16 protein-coding genes are annotated in these 15,439 nt (G+C 37.2%); 10 read left to right on the top strand and 6 right to left on the bottom strand.

The window, feature by feature from the left end; all coding sequences use genetic code 11:
* Nucleotides 1-41: 41 nt before the first annotated feature.
* From EL194_RS02225 to EL194_RS02235, 3 genes are read right to left on the bottom strand one after another with little or no spacing between them, the layout of a single operon-like run.
* Complete coding sequence (locus tag EL194_RS02225) at nucleotides 42-1,385, bottom strand: PASTA domain-containing protein (RefSeq protein ID WP_003774849.1); 1,344 nt, start codon at nucleotides 1,383-1,385, stop codon at nucleotides 42-44.
* On the bottom strand, nucleotides 1,378-2,070 hold the full coding sequence (locus EL194_RS02230) for an ABC transporter ATP-binding protein (RefSeq protein WP_003774851.1): 693 nt from the start codon (nucleotides 2,068-2,070) through the stop codon (nucleotides 1,378-1,380). Before EL194_RS02230 ends, EL194_RS02225 begins: the two co-directional genes overlap by 8 nt.
* Nucleotides 2,071-2,080: 10 nt before the next feature.
* Nucleotides 2,081-3,505 carry an ABC transporter permease gene (locus EL194_RS02235; protein ID WP_003774854.1) on the bottom strand — a complete coding sequence of 475 codons (1,425 nt, stop codon included), beginning with the start codon at nucleotides 3,503-3,505 and terminating at the stop codon, nucleotides 2,081-2,083.
* 234 nt (nucleotides 3,506-3,739) lie between these two features.
* Between EL194_RS02235 and EL194_RS02240 the strand changes: the two genes are divergently transcribed.
* The 7 genes from EL194_RS02240 (at nucleotide 3,740) to asnA (ending at nucleotide 11,279) form a co-directional block, all read left to right on the top strand.
* Complete coding sequence (locus EL194_RS02240) at nucleotides 3,740-4,186, top strand: hypothetical protein (protein ID WP_003774856.1); 447 nt, start codon at nucleotides 3,740-3,742, stop codon at nucleotides 4,184-4,186.
* A 113-nt stretch (nucleotides 4,187-4,299) separates the two neighbouring features.
* Entirely contained in the window at nucleotides 4,300-5,058 is a 759-nt protein-coding gene (locus EL194_RS02245) for a tyrosine-protein phosphatase (RefSeq protein WP_003774858.1), read from the top strand.
* 85 nt (nucleotides 5,059-5,143) lie between these two features.
* On the top strand, nucleotides 5,144-6,547 hold the full coding sequence (locus tag EL194_RS02250; RefSeq protein ID WP_003774860.1) for a murein hydrolase activator EnvC family protein: 1,404 nt from the start codon (nucleotides 5,144-5,146) through the stop codon (nucleotides 6,545-6,547).
* A 179-nt stretch (nucleotides 6,548-6,726) separates the two neighbouring features.
* Nucleotides 6,727-7,647 (top strand): metal ABC transporter solute-binding protein, Zn/Mn family, encoded by a 921-nt coding sequence (locus tag EL194_RS02255; protein WP_003774861.1) that lies wholly within the window; start codon nucleotides 6,727-6,729, stop codon nucleotides 7,645-7,647.
* On the top strand, nucleotides 7,647-9,050 hold the full coding sequence (locus tag EL194_RS02260) for a murein hydrolase activator EnvC family protein (RefSeq protein WP_003774863.1): 1,404 nt from the start codon (nucleotides 7,647-7,649) through the stop codon (nucleotides 9,048-9,050). The genes EL194_RS02255 and EL194_RS02260 overlap by 1 nt, the downstream gene beginning before the upstream one ends.
* Nucleotides 9,050-10,189: a YibE/F family protein gene (locus EL194_RS02265; protein ID WP_003774865.1), complete on the top strand. Its 1,140-nt coding sequence runs from the start codon at nucleotides 9,050-9,052 to the stop codon at nucleotides 10,187-10,189. Before EL194_RS02260 ends, EL194_RS02265 begins: the two co-directional genes overlap by 1 nt.
* An 85-nt stretch (nucleotides 10,190-10,274) precedes the next feature.
* On the top strand, nucleotides 10,275-11,279 hold the full coding sequence (asnA, locus tag EL194_RS02270) for an aspartate--ammonia ligase (protein ID WP_013853277.1): 1,005 nt from the start codon (nucleotides 10,275-10,277) through the stop codon (nucleotides 11,277-11,279).
* A 45-nt stretch (nucleotides 11,280-11,324) separates the two neighbouring features.
* Here asnA and EL194_RS02275 read toward each other — a convergent pair whose 3' ends face one another.
* Genes EL194_RS02275 through EL194_RS02285 form a run of 3 tightly spaced genes read right to left on the bottom strand, consistent with a single transcriptional unit; the run spans nucleotide 11,325 to nucleotide 13,531 of the window.
* Nucleotides 11,325-12,113 carry a MetQ/NlpA family ABC transporter substrate-binding protein gene (locus tag EL194_RS02275; RefSeq protein ID WP_003774869.1) on the bottom strand — a complete coding sequence of 263 codons (789 nt, stop codon included), beginning with the start codon at nucleotides 12,111-12,113 and terminating at the stop codon, nucleotides 11,325-11,327.
* Nucleotides 12,114-12,122: 9 nt separating this feature from the next.
* Nucleotides 12,123-12,785: a methionine ABC transporter permease gene (locus tag EL194_RS02280; RefSeq protein ID WP_003774871.1), complete on the bottom strand. Its 663-nt coding sequence runs from the start codon at nucleotides 12,783-12,785 to the stop codon at nucleotides 12,123-12,125.
* Entirely contained in the window at nucleotides 12,782-13,531 is a 750-nt protein-coding gene (locus EL194_RS02285; protein WP_123244904.1) for a methionine ABC transporter ATP-binding protein, read from the bottom strand. The genes EL194_RS02280 and EL194_RS02285 overlap by 4 nt, the downstream gene beginning before the upstream one ends.
* Before the next feature lie 160 nt (nucleotides 13,532-13,691).
* Here EL194_RS02285 and EL194_RS02290 point away from each other — a divergent pair, with 160 nt between their 5' ends.
* The 3 genes from EL194_RS02290 to EL194_RS02300 all read left to right on the top strand — a co-directional run bounded on the left by EL194_RS02290 (nucleotide 13,692) and on the right by EL194_RS02300 (nucleotide 15,436).
* Nucleotides 13,692-14,099, top strand: coding sequence for an OsmC family protein (locus tag EL194_RS02290; RefSeq protein ID WP_013853275.1), 408 nt, complete (start codon nucleotides 13,692-13,694; stop codon nucleotides 14,097-14,099).
* A 111-nt stretch (nucleotides 14,100-14,210) separates the two neighbouring features.
* The gene (locus EL194_RS02295) at nucleotides 14,211-15,056 is read left to right on the top strand and encodes an aldose 1-epimerase family protein (RefSeq protein WP_003774877.1); all 846 of its coding nucleotides are present in this window, start codon (nucleotides 14,211-14,213) and stop codon (nucleotides 15,054-15,056) included.
* Nucleotides 15,053-15,436 carry a zinc ribbon domain-containing protein gene (locus EL194_RS02300; RefSeq protein WP_003774879.1) on the top strand — a complete coding sequence of 128 codons (384 nt, stop codon included), beginning with the start codon at nucleotides 15,053-15,055 and terminating at the stop codon, nucleotides 15,434-15,436. Before EL194_RS02295 ends, EL194_RS02300 begins: the two co-directional genes overlap by 4 nt.
* The last annotated feature ends 3 nt before the right edge of the window (nucleotides 15,437-15,439 follow it).

A 15,439-nucleotide genomic window follows, 5' to 3' on the forward strand; every position in this document is an offset into this window, starting at 1 on the left:
TAGAAAAACACCACGTTTGAGACGTGGTGTTTTTTCATTGGTTAAGCATCAGGTGCGGTACAAGCTTTGGTACCATCACTAATGTAAATATTAATGTGGTCAGTTGTGGAAACAAATTGATTGTTTTTGGAAGCACGAACTACAGTTCCTTTTTCACCACATTCCGCAACGCGAGTCACATCATAGGTGATGTGTGCTCCTTTACCACTGAATTCATAGAAATAAGCTGGTAAATCACCTTCGGTAAGACCAACAAGTCCTTTAATATAAGGCTGACCAATGGAGTAGTATACAATCACAACAGTATCTGGGTCATCGTTTAAAATCGTACCCGGTTCTGTGTTTTGTTCAACAAATGCTCCGTAAGGGTAATTCATCGTATAAATTTGTTTTTGAATTACTTGAGCCCCCATGGAATTGATCGTATCGAAAGTATTTAGATCGGAAGAGGAATAATCCGGTACGCGTACAGCTTTTCCTTTTGAAATTACGAAGGTAAGTTCGTCATTTTTCGCAACTTTCTCTGCTGCACTCACACTTTGTGAGATCACACCGCCCGCTTCGATTTTGTCATCAAATTCTTCTTCATACGTAAAGGTGTTTACAAATTCTTTTTCTTTCGCCCAAAGTTCAATATCCATCTTTGTTCTGTTTTTAAAGTCTGGAACGATGATGTTTTTTTCGTAGTTTTCGGGTCCGTTCGAAATTTTGATAAGTGCTTTGTTTTTACGTTGGAAATGATCTTTTGTGACGTTTTTATCTTTGATTTCAAACGATATAAAATTACCTTTTGCGACATCTTTGGAGAATACATTTTCAACTTGGATGTAACGCATTTTTTGTTCTTCAATCCATGCATTGATTTCAGTTCCGTTGAGTTTCTCAAAATCAGGGAGTTTAATGACTTCTTCAAGATCGGGCCCCTTGCTTATGACGACACTTACCATGCTGCCTTTTCGTATTTTAGTTTTGGGTTCAAATTCTTGGGAAATGACAACATTTTCATCATATACCAAACTGAATTCGTCTTTGAAGTCAACTTCAACTTTATGTTTTTTAGCCCAAATCTCGACTTCTTGACGCTGTTTGTCCGTAAAATCAGGCATCATTGTATGTGATTGTTTATTCCAAATTAGACCTACAAGTAACAACGATAGGAGTACACCGACTCCGATTAGGACCATCTTTTTTTGTTTTTTTGCTTTATAGGAAGGGTCTAGTTCCGTTTCTTCTTCGCGAACATAGAAGCGTTCTTCATCTTGATAAGTGCTTGTGGTTTCAAGATCATCCATTTCAATAACTTTTTTTTCAGACTTCTCAGTTCCAATATGTATTTTATTTCGGTCATAAACACCGGGTTTAAATTGATCAAGAAAATTACTCATTCAAGTCACCTCTACTAATTTCTTCCAGTGATCCTTTTTTTAGATATAAAATTTTGTCTGCTTGTTTTGCGATTTCTTGGGAGTGCGTCACAACAATAACGCATTTCTGGTGGTCATGGGCAAGATGTTGGAAGATATTAATAATTTCAGCTTCCATTTCTTCGTCCAAGTTTCCAGTAGGTTCATCCGCTAGAATTACGTCCACATTGGTTGATAAGGCGCGCGCGATCGCAACCCGTTGTTGTTCTCCTCCAGAAAGCATGGTCACAAGACGATCAGCCTTACTTCGGGTAATCCCAATAAAATCAAGAAGGTTGTATGCAACTTCTTTTGTTTCTTCGGGAATTTGGTTGGTGGTGATGTTCATCGCTACAAGAACATTTTCGACAGCCGTTAAATGAGGAATCAGATTATAACTTTGAAAGATAATCCCAATTTGGTTACGTCGATATTCCGCAAGCCCAATTTCGGATATGTTTTTATCTTTATAGTAAACAGCGCCTTCACGCGGTGTATCAAGTGCACTAAGAAGGGATAAAAATGTAGTTTTTCCAGATCCGGATTGGCCTAAAATAGCATAAAAGGTCCCGGCTTCAAAACTGGTATTCACATCACGTAGAATAAAGCGACGTTGATCTCCATCTTGATAAAAATAGTTGATGTTCTTCGTTTCTAATAGTTTCATATTGGCTCACCTACATTAATATTTTCTTAGGTTTCATGCGTGTAACATAAAACATTGGAAGGATGCTTGAAGCAACTGCAACCCCTGCACCCAGAAGATAGACAGAGAGTACATAGGAAGGGGTTAATTCAATGCGATAATCTTCATTCACTTCAATCATATTAATTGATGGGAGATAAGAACTTTCCGTATCAATAAATACATCATCCATATAAGAATCCGAAATGAGAACATCAGAGACCTTATTCGCAAGCATTAAACCCGTTCCAAACGATAAGGTAAGACCCATAAGTGTAATCATGAGCACCTCAAGGGTTACTTGCCCTAATACACCCCATTGACGATCTCCTAGCGCAATATAAATTCCCATCTCATGTTTACGATCTCTTAAAAAGAGAATCACGACAAGGGAAAGCACGATGGTTGTGGTGATGGCTGCACCCTTTAAGGTATAGTCTGCCATTACATTCAACATTGCCATGGGTGCCGCAATCATTTCAAAAGATTGTTGGGAGGTGCGAACCGTGAGTCCATCTTCCAAGAGTTCTTTTGCCTGTTGTGTAAATGCGTTTAAATCTGCTTCCGATTCCATCACAAATACAGAATCTCGATAGTTATATTTTTCTTCGTTATAAATTGAGTCATTACCGAGGATATCAATCCCATGTGCTTCCGCAATCTTCGCTTCCTCAGCTCTCAATGTTCGTAAACGATGATTTGGAATATAAATTCGGTTATACATGGATACGAGGCTCCAGTTTTCATTATCAGCTTTTTGATTAAACGATACCGGTTTAAATGAACCTACAACTTTAATTTTGAAGTTTATGTTAGGTGTTGATTCCCCTTCGTTAACACCATAATTAGGGAGCATTGTTTTAAGGTCGATGACTTCATCAAGACGAAGATTATTTTCAGTCATCACAATGTCCGAAAGAATTACTGGATAGACATCTGACTTTAAGTCATCTTCGGTAAAGGTACGGCCAGATGTTAGTTCGATCCGCCCTGTTTTGGTATCAAGAAGATCTAGATATTCGACACCTTGAAATGAAAAATAGTGCGTCGGTTCTTCGGTATCAGAACGATCTCGTACATGTGGCATTTGATATGATTTTAAAGAACTTGATTGAATATCATGTTTCAACGAATAATCAAAAAATGCAACCTCGGGTAGTTTTCCTAATTTTTGAATGGTTGATTCGCTAATTTTAAGGGTTTCGAAATCAATACGATCAAACGCTTCGTAGTCAAGCGCTACGGTTGCGTTATAACCAAGTTTTTCTTTAAGATTTGTTTCAACACGTGATGTACCTTGTTTAATGGCAAATGTTCCTGCGATTAAGTTGCCGAGTATAAAGACAACAATTAAAAGGATTAATGATTTTCCTTTACGTCGAGAGACACTTAACCAGGCTCTTTTAAAATGATTCATGATACCTCCTACTGTACTACTTGCAATAGTACGCCTGAATTTATAATAGCGTTTACACTACCGTAAAGCAAGAAAAATAACATAAGAGGAAAAGATATTTATATTCTGTGGGAAATGAACCGCCAATTTGAGCTTTAGTGTATAAACATTTCAAAAAAATGGTGATTTTTAATAAAATTTCATTCCGCAAAATTAAATCTATGATATGATTTATACGGTTAAAAGGAGAAGGAAATGAAAAAAATAATTGTAGCAGTATTATTTTCTCTTGTACTTGTTGGATGTTCCGCAAATAAGAACGTTTGTACAGTAGAAGCAGATGGCATTAAACGTACACTTAAGTTGGATGTGAAAAATTCTGAAGTTGTTGGTTTAGAAGAAGAAACCGTAATCCAAATGGATAAAGCAACTCAGATGAATACCTATGATGACTTGTATAAGCAATTCGCTGAATCAAAAGTAACAGATGGTGTTACCTTTGAATATGAGAAATCCGATACCGCAATCACAGTTAAAACAACTGTTGATCTTGCAGTTGCTAAAGGTACTCAATTAGAAAAGTATTTCTCATACCTAAGCAAGTCTGGTCAAAAAATAATTCTTGATCAAGAAGATTTAAACGTTGATGCTGTTAAAGCAGTACTTGAATCTGAAGGTTCATTCAGCTGTTCAGGAAAATAATATAAAAAGCACCCGGATTCGGGTGTTTTTTATATCTAAAATAAATAGGTTGATAGCAAGCGTTACTTTGAAAGCGTAAATCCCTTATAATAAAATGTAAGGAGGGTTTGAATATGCATCATAAAATTCGAAATTTTAGAGATTTAGGGGGGATTCCTGTAAAGGGAGGCCACGTAAAATACCATAAACTTCTAAGAGGGGGTCCACTCTATAATTTAGATGAGACTACAGTCGCATGTCTCATTAATGAATACCACTTGAAAACGGTTGTTGATCTACGATCAGAACGTGAAATTGAAGAAAAGCCTAATATGGATATTGAAGGTGTTGAAGATGTACATCTTGATATTATGACTAAAGCACAGCAGAATGCAGATCCGGAAAAAATGGCACTTAAATATCGACGTGAGATTTCTACAGAACACATGAAAGGTTTAAACCGGTTGTTTGTGGAAAGTCACGATGCACGTGATGAGTATCGTACATTTTTTAAATATCTCCTTAAGAATAAAGAAGGAGCTCTTTATTTTCACTGTACTGCAGGTAAAGACCGAACGGGTTTTGCCGCTGCTCAAATTCTTAAAATATTGGGAGCCAGTGATGAAGCAATCTTAGCAGATTATCTTGAAACCAATACGATGACCCATGAACTCGTTGAAAAAGAATTAGCGGGATTTAAAGTTAAAGAAAATCTAACAGATGACCAAGTGAATAATATTCGTGGGTACATGACCGTTGATACAAGTTATCTCAAAGAAGCATGGGATGCGATTATAGAAATCTACGGCGACTTTGAAACCTATGTTGCGAAAGGATTGTTACTTTCAGATAAAGATGTGGAAACACTTAAACAAATTTATATTGAATTCTAACGGTTGCCAATGGCAATCGTTTTATTTTAAATTATGGTATAATATTCACGAAAGTTTCACAAAGTGATTTGAGGGGTTTAGATTCATGGCATCTCGTTTTAAAAAAAGTATCAATATTATTCTCGTATTCGCATTGATTGGGATTCAGCCCATCGATGCATTTTCGCGTACGGACTATGAGCGTGATGAAGGGTATTATCATGAATTGTGTTCGGGTGCTAAAGCTCGTGATCATCAAGAAGAATGTACCGGATTTACAGAATATATTAATGACAAACTTGCTGACTCGGAAACCTTATTGCGTCGTATTCGTGAGCAGAAAGATACTGTTTTAGAAGAAATTGAAGATAATAATGAATTGTTAGAAGTCTATCAAAAAGAGATTCTAGTTTTAAAAGAACGTGTTACAGAAATTCAAGAGAGTATACGAATGATCGAAGCAGATGTTGTTGAGACTGAAGCTAAGATTGAAGTGTTTGAGAAGAAAATTAAAGTATTGGAAGAAAAAGTTAAACTTAATATTCGTGCATCACAATCCTCGTTGTATGTTAATAATTATATCGAATTTGTATTTGGTGCTGCAGATTTTGTAGATTTAATTCGGCGAATGGAAGGCGTAACCCGTATTAAACAAAGTAATGATGGCGTTGTCAATGAACTGATTGCAGCCCGTAAAGCTTTTGATGAAGAGAAAGAACACCTACTTTCTCAAAAGGAACAAATGGAAGCGAAGGAAGCATCTGTAAAAAAAGAAGAACATGACATTAAAGTTTATCAGATGGAAGTTCGCGATTTAATTCAATCCTTAATGGCAAAACATCAAGTTCTCGAAGATCAAAGTAAAGAAGTTCAAGAAAAGTTGAGTTTTGAGAATAAACTTTTCTTAGACCTGCGTAACTTACCAAATGAAAATGGATTTGTACGACCGATTAAGACAAACTATTGGGTATCAACGGGTACGTGGCATTATGCGAAAGGTGGTCGTCATATGGGGGTCGATTTAGCACATATTGATGCCCGTGTTGGAATGGAGATTTTAGCACCTGGTTCTGGGATTATTACTGGAACGCAAGGCGGTTGTCCAACCTATGGTTCTTATCCTCGTGGAAATTGCAATGGGGGCTGGGGTAATTATCTAACAATGATGTTTAGTGTGAATGGAAAGATTTATGGAGCACTGTTTGCGCATCTTGAAGAGAATTCTTTCAAGTTATCACCGGGTTCTGTAGTTCGTGCTGGTGATGTGATTGCGAATATGGGATCTTCGGGATTATCATCGGGTCCTCACCTTCATCTTGAAATATATTATCTTGGATCAGATAGTATTGAGGCAGCTTATGATCGATGGGATGGAAACATTACCTTTGGTACGGGTGGTGCAAATTGGGGCAACGGTTGGGAGAAACGTTGTGAAATGAATAATCATGATGCTCCATGCCGAGAAAATCCTATGAAAATATTTAATTATACTTATGAAGCAGAATACTAAAAATCGAGAGAAAATCTCGATTTTTTATTTTTTTTGAACATATCCATTGACAAAAAAGAAGAACAAAGTTATTCTTTTGTTGCAAACGTTTCGCATTTAAATGAACCAATGTGAATTAAGGGTCACACCTAAATCATTCATATTTAGGAAATGCAAGGACACGAAGGTGAGGATTTAAAATGAAAAAATTAGGTTTAATGTTATTAGTCTTGATGATGCTTGCAGGGTGTCAGTCTCAAAAAAATGATGAAACTGGAAAATTAAAAGTAATGACAAGTTTTTATCCACTCTATGATTTTGCACAAAAAGTAGGGGGCGATAAAGTTGCGGTAGAAAACATCATTGAAGGTGGAGAAGCACATGGATATGAACCAAGTGCTAACGATATCATTCGTATTCAAGAATCGGATGTTTTTATCATGAACGGTGCTGGATTTGAAGGATGGGCACCTAAAACTTTAAAAAGTGTAAAAAATGATAAATTAAAGATTGTGGATACAAGCCAAGGTGTTACCCTTCATGAGGGCCATGATCATGACCATGACGATCACGATCATGAGGAACATCATCACGGAGAATATGATCCACATATTTGGATGAATCCGATGAATGCTTATCAACAAATGAAAAATATTAAAGATGCATTTGTGGAAGTTGATCCAGAAAATAAAGATTATTATGAAGAAAACTTTAAACGTTATGGTGCTGAGTTTGAGTCGTTAAGCAATGATTTTGAAAATAAATTACGAAATGTGAAAAACAAAGAAGTTGTCGTCGATCATACAGCCTATGGATATATGCTTGAACCTTATGGTATTGAACAAGTTGCAATTGCAGGAAGTCTTTTAAGTAGTGAGCCAACTGCAAAGCAAGTGGATGAATCCATCCAGTATATAAAGAATCAAAACATTAAGGCTATTTATATGGAATCACTCAGTAATGATAAATTACTCCAAACGATATCCAAAGAAACAGGTGTGAAAATTCTTAAACTTAATACACTTGAAAGTTTATCAAAGCAGGATTTAGAAAATGGAAACGATTATTTTAAAGTCATGAATGAAAACTTAGAAAGTCTCGTTGAGGGCTTGTCGCTCTAATGATTAATAAAAGAAAGAGTGCAAGTATACTCATAGTGCTTGCACTCTTTTTTTCAACTTCGACCATTCATGCTTTATCTGAAAATGACTTTAAAAAGGATGAAGCATATTTTCATGACTTATGCTCAGGTCCATCATCACGTGACCATGAAACCTTATGCAGTCAATTTACAGAATATATAAATCAAAAAATAAGTGATTCGCAAACCCGTCTAAAAAATATCGAAAAACAAAAGGACGATATTAGTACATCAATTGAAAATCAACAAGAAACGATTCGGGTGTATCAAGAAGAGATTCATGCGCTCTCGACAACCGCTCGCGAATTGAAGGCTTCTATCACTGCAATCAATGAGGACATTAAACAAACGCAAATCAATATTGATGTCTACCAAAAAGAAATTGATGTATTAAATGAAAAGGTAAAGAAAAACATTGCGACGTCTCAATCACAACTTTATGTAGATCCTCTTGTAGAGTTTGTTTTTGCGGCCGTTGACTTTGTCTCCCTCATTCGCCGTGTTGAAGGTATGGCACGGATTAAAGAAAACAACGATATTACCGTAAATAAATTAATTGAAGCAAAGAAGGTTTTTGATTTAGAAAAGGAACACTTGAAATATCAACGACTTGAGTTAGAGAAAAAGAATAAACTCATTGAAGAACAAGAAACTATTAAGAAAACATATATGGAAAAAGTTAAAAAGACGATTGCGTCGTTAATGGAAAAGAACAAGGCACTCGAACTTCAATATGACGAACTCCAAGAAAAAATTGAGCTCGATAGTCGATTGTTAAGTCGTGTTTCAAGTTTAGAAGAAACAAATGGTTTTATTCGGCCAGTTGAAAGTGGGTATTGGGTTTCGGCGGGAACATGGACCTATCCATGGGGTGGTCATCACATGGGGGTGGATTTAGCTTCCGTAACGGGATCAATTGGGCTCAATATCTTAGCGCCGGGATCAGGACTTATAACCGCAGTTAATGGGGGCTGTCCCACATATGGATCTTATCCAAATGGATCTTGTAATGGGGGATTTGGTAATTACATTACCATGATTTTTAAGACGAATGGTGTTGTTTATGGTGCGATGTTTGCCCATCTAAAAGAAGGAAGTACGACTGTGTCCCCGGGTGATATCGTTTCTGGTGGAACAGTTTTAGCGCAAATGGGTTCTTCAGGATTATCTATGGGTCCGCATCTACATCATGAGCTTTACTATCTTGGAGATGATTCAATTGAAGCCGCGTATGAGCGATGGGATCGTTCCGTAACCTTTGGTACAGGTGGTGCTTACTGGGGGAATGGTTGGAATATGCGCTGTGATACCAATGGTCGTAGTGTACCTTGTCGGGAAAATCCAATGACGATATACCAATACACACTGGGAGGGGAATACTAATGCGAAAATATTTACCACACGGTGTTATTATCTTAATCATCATATTATGTTCAATCTTAAGTTATACATTTCAAAATCATGCTGTTATAGCACAGTCTTTGGATCTTAAACATGATGCATTGTATCAAGGGACGGTGACTAAAGTGCGAACAGAAAAAGATGAGGTCTCTAAAATGACAAAACTATTTTTAGAAGTGTACTCCGAGTCCTTTCCTTACCTCAATAAAACAGTTTCAATCGAACAATCCTTGAGTGAAAATACGGCTCAGGCACTTCTTCCGTTACATAAAGGCGATTCTGTTTTATTAAATCAAACAACCAATGACGAAGGAGTACAGTACACATTGAATGGCCCAAGCCGTAGCATGCGTATATTTGTCGTGATTGGAGTATTTAGTATCCTCTTACTCCTTATTGCTCGAAGACAAGGTTTGAAAACGTTAATCTCGTTTGCGTCAACGGTTTTTGTGGTAGGAACCATCTTTATACCAGGTATTTTAGCACAACAAAATATGTATCTTTTGATACTAATTGTGTCTTTGTGTATAACACTTTTATCATTTATCACATTATCCGGATTTTCCAATAAAACAATGGCTTCGATTGTGGGAACACTGGGTGGTGTTCTGGTCGCAATTATATCAGCGATGCTTATTGTCTTTTTTTTGAAGATTCGAGGCGCGGCTTCAGAAGAATATTCCTATATTGCGATGATGAATCGCGAACAGCCTTTCAATGTAAATCAAATACTTTTTGGAGCTGTGATAATCGGGGGCCTTGGCGCGATGATGGATATTTCAATGTCCATTGCTTCATCAATGTGCGAGATGATTGAAATCGAAGCTTCATTATCTAGACATGATTTAGTGAAAGCGGGCATGAACGTGGGGATTGATGCGATTTCAACGATGGTCACAACATTAGTGCTCGCGTATACAGGAGGCGCGTTGCCATCCATAATTCTTTTGAATTTATATCAACGAAGTGGTACGTACATCCTTAATAGTTTGTGGTTTTCGGTTGAAGTCCTCCAAGCTCTTGTCGGTTCGATTGGTATGATGGCAGCCGTTCCGTTGACCGTATATTTTATGAGTTGGATTCAAAAACGATCACGTCAAAAAGCGATCACAAAAACGTGAATCTAAATGGTCGTATAACATAGTTTTTCATATCTATGTGTGGTAGAATTATCATCAGTACAAATAGATGATAAGGGGTGTTTATATGAAAAAAACTATTGTACCAGAAGGGTATCAGTCCAGACTTGGTGTTTATGACACACAAACTGCGATTGGTTTTATTAAGCGTTGCTTCGAAGAGGCGCTCACAGGAAGTTTAAAATTAAAACGGGTTTCTGCGCCTTTGTTTGTGGCACGAAATTCGGGTTTAAATGATGACTTAAATGGTGTGGAGCGTCCTGTTCGTTTTGACGTTCCCTCACTGGATGCAGAGGGTGAAGTAGTACACTCCTTGGCAAAATGGAAACGCATGGCATTACATCAATATGATTTTAGAGAAGGAAACGGTCTTTATACGGATATGAATGCAATCCGTCGTGATGAAGAGTTGGACAACATCCACTCTATCTACGTGGACCAATGGGATTGGGAACGTGTGATCTCACGTGAACAACGTACCCTCGACTATCTTAAGGATACAGTTCAAAGCATCGTGAACGCGATTGTGGAGACATCAAGTCGCTTGCATACGAAGTATCAAGATGTGGATGTCATGATTGACTCTAATGTGGCTTTTATTACAAGTCAGGAATTAGAAGATCTTTATCCAAACCTAAGTTCTAAAGAACGTGAAAATACATTTGTTAGAGAACATCATACAACGTTTATCATTCAGATTGGTGATAAACTGAAGAGTGGAAAACCGCATGATAATCGCGCTCCGGATTATGATGATTGGTCTTTGAATGGAGATTTATTGTTCTGGCATGAACCGCTTGGGATTGCACTTGAATTATCAAGTATGGGAATTCGTGTCGATCGTGATGCGATGTTATATCAACTTAAAGAGGCAAAGCAAGAAGACCGCTTAAAGTATGATTTCCACAAGATGATCGTCGACGATGAACTACCACTGACAATTGGTGGTGGGATTGGTCAAAGCCGTATGTGTATGTTGTTATTAGGAAATGCACATATTGGTGAAGTACAAGTAAGTCTTTGGGATGATGAGACTTTAGATACATGTAAGGGTAAAATAGAACTCTTATAAATCAACAAAAAAACCTCTCGATTTAAATTGAGAGGTTTTTTTGTTTTAGAAAGCTGGTGAGAGTGTTGCGCTGTGTTCTTCAGTTAAGAATTTACGAACAGCATCACTAGTCATTGCTTTTTTAAGTGCTTGAATTTTAGCGTCATCTTTATTATCTTCACGAGCTACTAATGAAATCGCGTAGTGTCCGTCTGATTTTTCTAAAATAAGGGCATCACTTGGTGTAAGTCCAACTTGTTTTATATAAGTAGGATAGTTGAATACAAGATCAACTTCTTCATATGCTTGATTTAAAGTTAAGAGATCAACTTCAATAAACTGATAGTTTTTATGATCTGTTACGTCTTTAATCGTTGCATCATATTTAACGCCATCTTTTAATGTAATGAGTCCAGCATCTTGCAAGATTAGAAGGGCACGTGCTTGGTTGACTGCATCATTTGGAATTGCAATTTTAGCGTCATCTTTAAGATCTTTAATGTCTTTAAGATCTTTAGAGTAGAAACCTACGATTGCGTCATAGATTGGCTGAATGCCGACAAGGGTTCCACTTTGACTCTTGTTGAACATTTCCATAAAGGGAACATGTTGGAAGAAGTTTGCATCGATTTCTTTATTATTAAGAGCAGTATTAGCTTGGGTATTGTCTGAAACGGATACAAGTTCAAGTTCATAGCCGTCTTTTTTCAATTCCTCTTTAGCAATTTCGACAACATCCGTCATTGGCATCATGTGTGATGCAACCTTTAACTTCATGTCATCTGGATTTTTTTTGGCGCCACATGCGGTAAGCATAAGCATTGCTGTGAGTAATACAATTCCTTTTTTAATCATCTTTTCTCCTTATCGCTTATCAATTCGTTTAGCGATTCTATTACCTGTAAATTGAATCATCAGTACAAGAACAATCATAATGAGAATGGTTGCATACATGATTTGCCACTCAAATCGCTGATAACCATATCGCATTGCGAAGTCCCCGATCCCGCCTCCTCCAACAACACCCATTACCGTCGAGTAGTTTACATAACTAATAATGGAAGATGTAAGTCCGAGGACAAGTCCTGATCGTGCTTCAACAAACAGAAATTTAAAAACAAGTTGAAACGGTGTTGCTCCAAGTGAAAGGGCACTATCAATAATCCCTTGAGGAACCTCAAGGAGTGCTTGTTCAACAAATCGAGCATATAACGCCGCTGCAACAAAACTCATGGGTACTGAGGCTGCATAAGTTCCAAGTGAAGTCCCAATTAAGAATCGAGTCACTGGAATCATAAACACAATAAACAATAAAAACGGAAACGAACGCACCACATCCACATATCCGTTTAAGATAAACGAAACAAATCGGTTTTCGTAATACCCGTCTTTGCGGGTAAGGTAGATAAGTGTGCCCAGTGGTAATCCAACTAAAAGTGCAGATAGAATTGAAAATCCTAAAAGAATAAAGGTTTCGCTCAGTGCTTTAAGCAACTCAGCATGAAATTCAGCGTATATCGATATCATTGTAATAAATAGTCCTTTGCATGGATTGCGTAAGAGGGTGTCGTAGTGTCTTCATCGTGACGATTTACTGAAATCACTTCATGAAGTGTTCCATTATCCAAAATCGCAACCCGATCACACAGCATCTTCGCAACTTCTAATTCATGAGTAACAATCACAATTGTTGTGCCGAATTGTTGATTAATCTGTTTTAAAACCTCAAGAATTTCTTTGGTAGTATGAGGATCTAAGGCAGATGATGGTTCATCACAAACCAGAATCTTAGGTTTTGTAATCAGTGCACGCGCAATGGCGACACGCTGACGTTCACCACCACTAAGTTGTGCAGGATAGTGGTGGATCTTTGATTCTAAGTGTACAAAGCAAAGTGCTTCAGACACCATATTACAATCTTTATTCTTTGCAAGTCTTAGTGGCAAGGCAATGTTATCAAACACTGTACGATTCCCCAACAAATTGAAATTCTGGAAAACGACGCCAATCTCTTTACGAAGTGAACGCAGTGCGTAACTTGATAGTGATTTTAAATCGGTGCCATCAATGAAAACCGCACCCTCATCGGGTAGTTCTAATCCATTGATTAAACGCAACGCAGTTGATTTACCGGCTCCGCTTTCACCAATAATTCCAAAAATTTCGGATTGTTTGATTTCAAATGAAACGTTGTCGAGTGCCTTGAATGTTTTGTTTTTACCTTGATAATGTTTAGAAACATTTTTAAACTCAATAATAATAAAACCTCCCAGCTCATTAACCCACCGTTATTATAGAGTCTTCACTCATCTTTTTCACTCAATATACTCAAAAAAACACAATTAAACAACGTGATTTTACTAACAAAATGAGCGTTCTGGAGGCTCATAAATACAGACTCATGTATAATAATAAAAAAGGAGAATGATAAACATGACATCGATTTATAAAACAACGGCTATAAATGAAACAACTGTGCCAAATCAAACGCGAATTGAAGATGGGCTTGCACTTACAATGACACCGCCTTTAGATCAACAAGAAGGTTCCAATCCAGAACAACTTCTTGCCATGTCATGGGCAACATGTCTTAATGCCACAAGTCAAGCACTTTTAAAAGCAAGAAAACTCGAACATAATTCAAGAGTACGTGTTGAAGTAGACCTTCATAAAGAGGCAAATGGAGTAGGATTTTATTTCAGTGCCTATGCCTACTTAGCCGTCGAAGGTTTTACACTTGAAGAAAGTGAACGCCTTGTACGTCAAGCTCATGAACGATGTCCTGTATCGAAACTGATACATGGTAACGAACATGTGGATGTGTTTGTGGAATCATACTAAGCAGTTCTAAAGACTGCTTTTTTGTATTATGTTATTTAGTGTAAAGTTTGGGAATGAGACTTAGTTTGCATTAAGTCATGATATAATCAAAACGTAAAAAGGTGGTATAAGATGAAATTAGAAAATGAATCGTTACTTTTAGAATTTGATTGTAAAGGTGCAGAACTTCGTCGCGCATTAAATAAAGAAACACAAAAAGAATTAATGTGGAACGGTGATGCTGCATTTTGGGGACGTGTTTCTCCAGTCCTTTTCCCCATTGTAGGAAAAGTATTTAATGGGAAATACTCAATCGATGGTCAAGACTATCATTTATCCCAACATGGGTTCTTAAGAGACCAAGAATTTGAAGTCGTACGTCATACAGAGCATGAATTTGTATTTGAGTTTCATAGTGATGATGTACTGTTGGATGTATATCCATTTAAACATAAAGTGCAGATTGCTTATAAATTAGATGGAAAGCGAATTACCGTAACCTGGCATATCTATAATAAAGATGAGAAGGAAATGTATTATGCAATTGGAGCACATCCTGCATTTCTTCTTGATGCTGAAGGTGATTATGAGTTTGTCTTTGAACAAACTGAAAATGTTCATCAATATGGTCTTAAAGAAGGATTTATTGATGGAAAAGTTCCCGTTCAATTAGATCGAATTGAAGTGAATGAAGCAAACTTCAAAGATACAACCTTAATCTATGATCATACTTCAGAGGTGAAGTTAATTAATAAGATAACCCAAGAATCCGTTACAGTAGGGTATGAAGGGTTTGACTATTTAGCGCTCTGGCGACCTTGTAAGGAAGGTGTTATGGCACCTTTTGTATGTATCGAACCTTGGGTTGGCATTGCGGATGAATACGGTGGATATCGTGATATTCGCGAAAAGCTTGGAATTAAGCGTCTTCAGAAAGGTGATGACATTGTCCATCAATATACGGTGACGTTTCAATGAAACAAAAATTTATTCAAATGATGCAGGGCCGTTATGGAACGGATAAGTTGAATCAACATCTTCTCTATTTGGGTGTTGTGGTAGCGATTGTTGGGATTTTTACCCGCCAGGTTTGGCTACAAGGGGTTTGGCTTTTACTCTTAGTTTATGTCTATTACCGTACCTTTTCGCGTAAGATTCAAAAAAGATATCAAGAGAATCAAGCTTATCTTACATTCCTAAGTAAGGTAAATGCGAAATGGGATCGTATAAAGTCATGGCCAAAGTACAAATATTTCACATGTGAGACGTGTAAAACGCGACTTCGCGTACCCCGAAGAAAAGGAAACATCGAAATAACGTGTCCAAACTGCAAAACGAAATTTAACGCAAAATCATAAAAC

This window comes from Erysipelothrix rhusiopathiae (assembly GCF_900637845.1).
Classification (GTDB): Bacteria; Bacillota_I; Bacilli_A; order Erysipelotrichales; family Erysipelotrichaceae; genus Erysipelothrix; species Erysipelothrix rhusiopathiae.

Excerpts from the sequence above, each read along its gene's own strand:
- EL194_RS02225 (WP_003774849.1), bottom strand. The coding sequence starts at position 1,385 with ATGAGTAATTTTCTTGATCAATTTAAACCCGGTGTTTATGACCGAAAT.
- EL194_RS02230 (WP_003774851.1), bottom strand. The coding sequence starts at position 2,070 with ATGAAACTATTAGAAACGAAGAACATCAACTATTTTTATCAAGATGGA.
- EL194_RS02235 (WP_003774854.1), bottom strand. The coding sequence starts at position 3,505 with ATGAATCATTTTAAAAGAGCCTGGTTAAGTGTCTCTCGACGTAAAGGA.
- EL194_RS02240 (WP_003774856.1), top strand. The coding sequence starts at position 3,740 with ATGAAAAAAATAATTGTAGCAGTATTATTTTCTCTTGTACTTGTTGGA.
- EL194_RS02245 (WP_003774858.1), top strand. The coding sequence starts at position 4,300 with ATGCATCATAAAATTCGAAATTTTAGAGATTTAGGGGGGATTCCTGTA.
- EL194_RS02250 (WP_003774860.1), top strand. The coding sequence starts at position 5,144 with ATGGCATCTCGTTTTAAAAAAAGTATCAATATTATTCTCGTATTCGCA.
- EL194_RS02255 (WP_003774861.1), top strand. The coding sequence starts at position 6,727 with ATGAAAAAATTAGGTTTAATGTTATTAGTCTTGATGATGCTTGCAGGG.
- EL194_RS02260 (WP_003774863.1), top strand. The coding sequence starts at position 7,647 with ATGATTAATAAAAGAAAGAGTGCAAGTATACTCATAGTGCTTGCACTC.
- EL194_RS02265 (WP_003774865.1), top strand. The coding sequence starts at position 9,050 with ATGCGAAAATATTTACCACACGGTGTTATTATCTTAATCATCATATTA.
- asnA (WP_013853277.1), top strand. The coding sequence starts at position 10,275 with ATGAAAAAAACTATTGTACCAGAAGGGTATCAGTCCAGACTTGGTGTT.
- EL194_RS02275 (WP_003774869.1), bottom strand. The coding sequence starts at position 12,113 with ATGATTAAAAAAGGAATTGTATTACTCACAGCAATGCTTATGCTTACC.
- EL194_RS02280 (WP_003774871.1), bottom strand. The coding sequence starts at position 12,785 with ATGATATCGATATACGCTGAATTTCATGCTGAGTTGCTTAAAGCACTG.
- EL194_RS02290 (WP_013853275.1), top strand. The coding sequence starts at position 13,692 with ATGACATCGATTTATAAAACAACGGCTATAAATGAAACAACTGTGCCA.
- EL194_RS02295 (WP_003774877.1), top strand. The coding sequence starts at position 14,211 with ATGAAATTAGAAAATGAATCGTTACTTTTAGAATTTGATTGTAAAGGT.
- EL194_RS02300 (WP_003774879.1), top strand. The coding sequence starts at position 15,053 with ATGAAACAAAAATTTATTCAAATGATGCAGGGCCGTTATGGAACGGAT.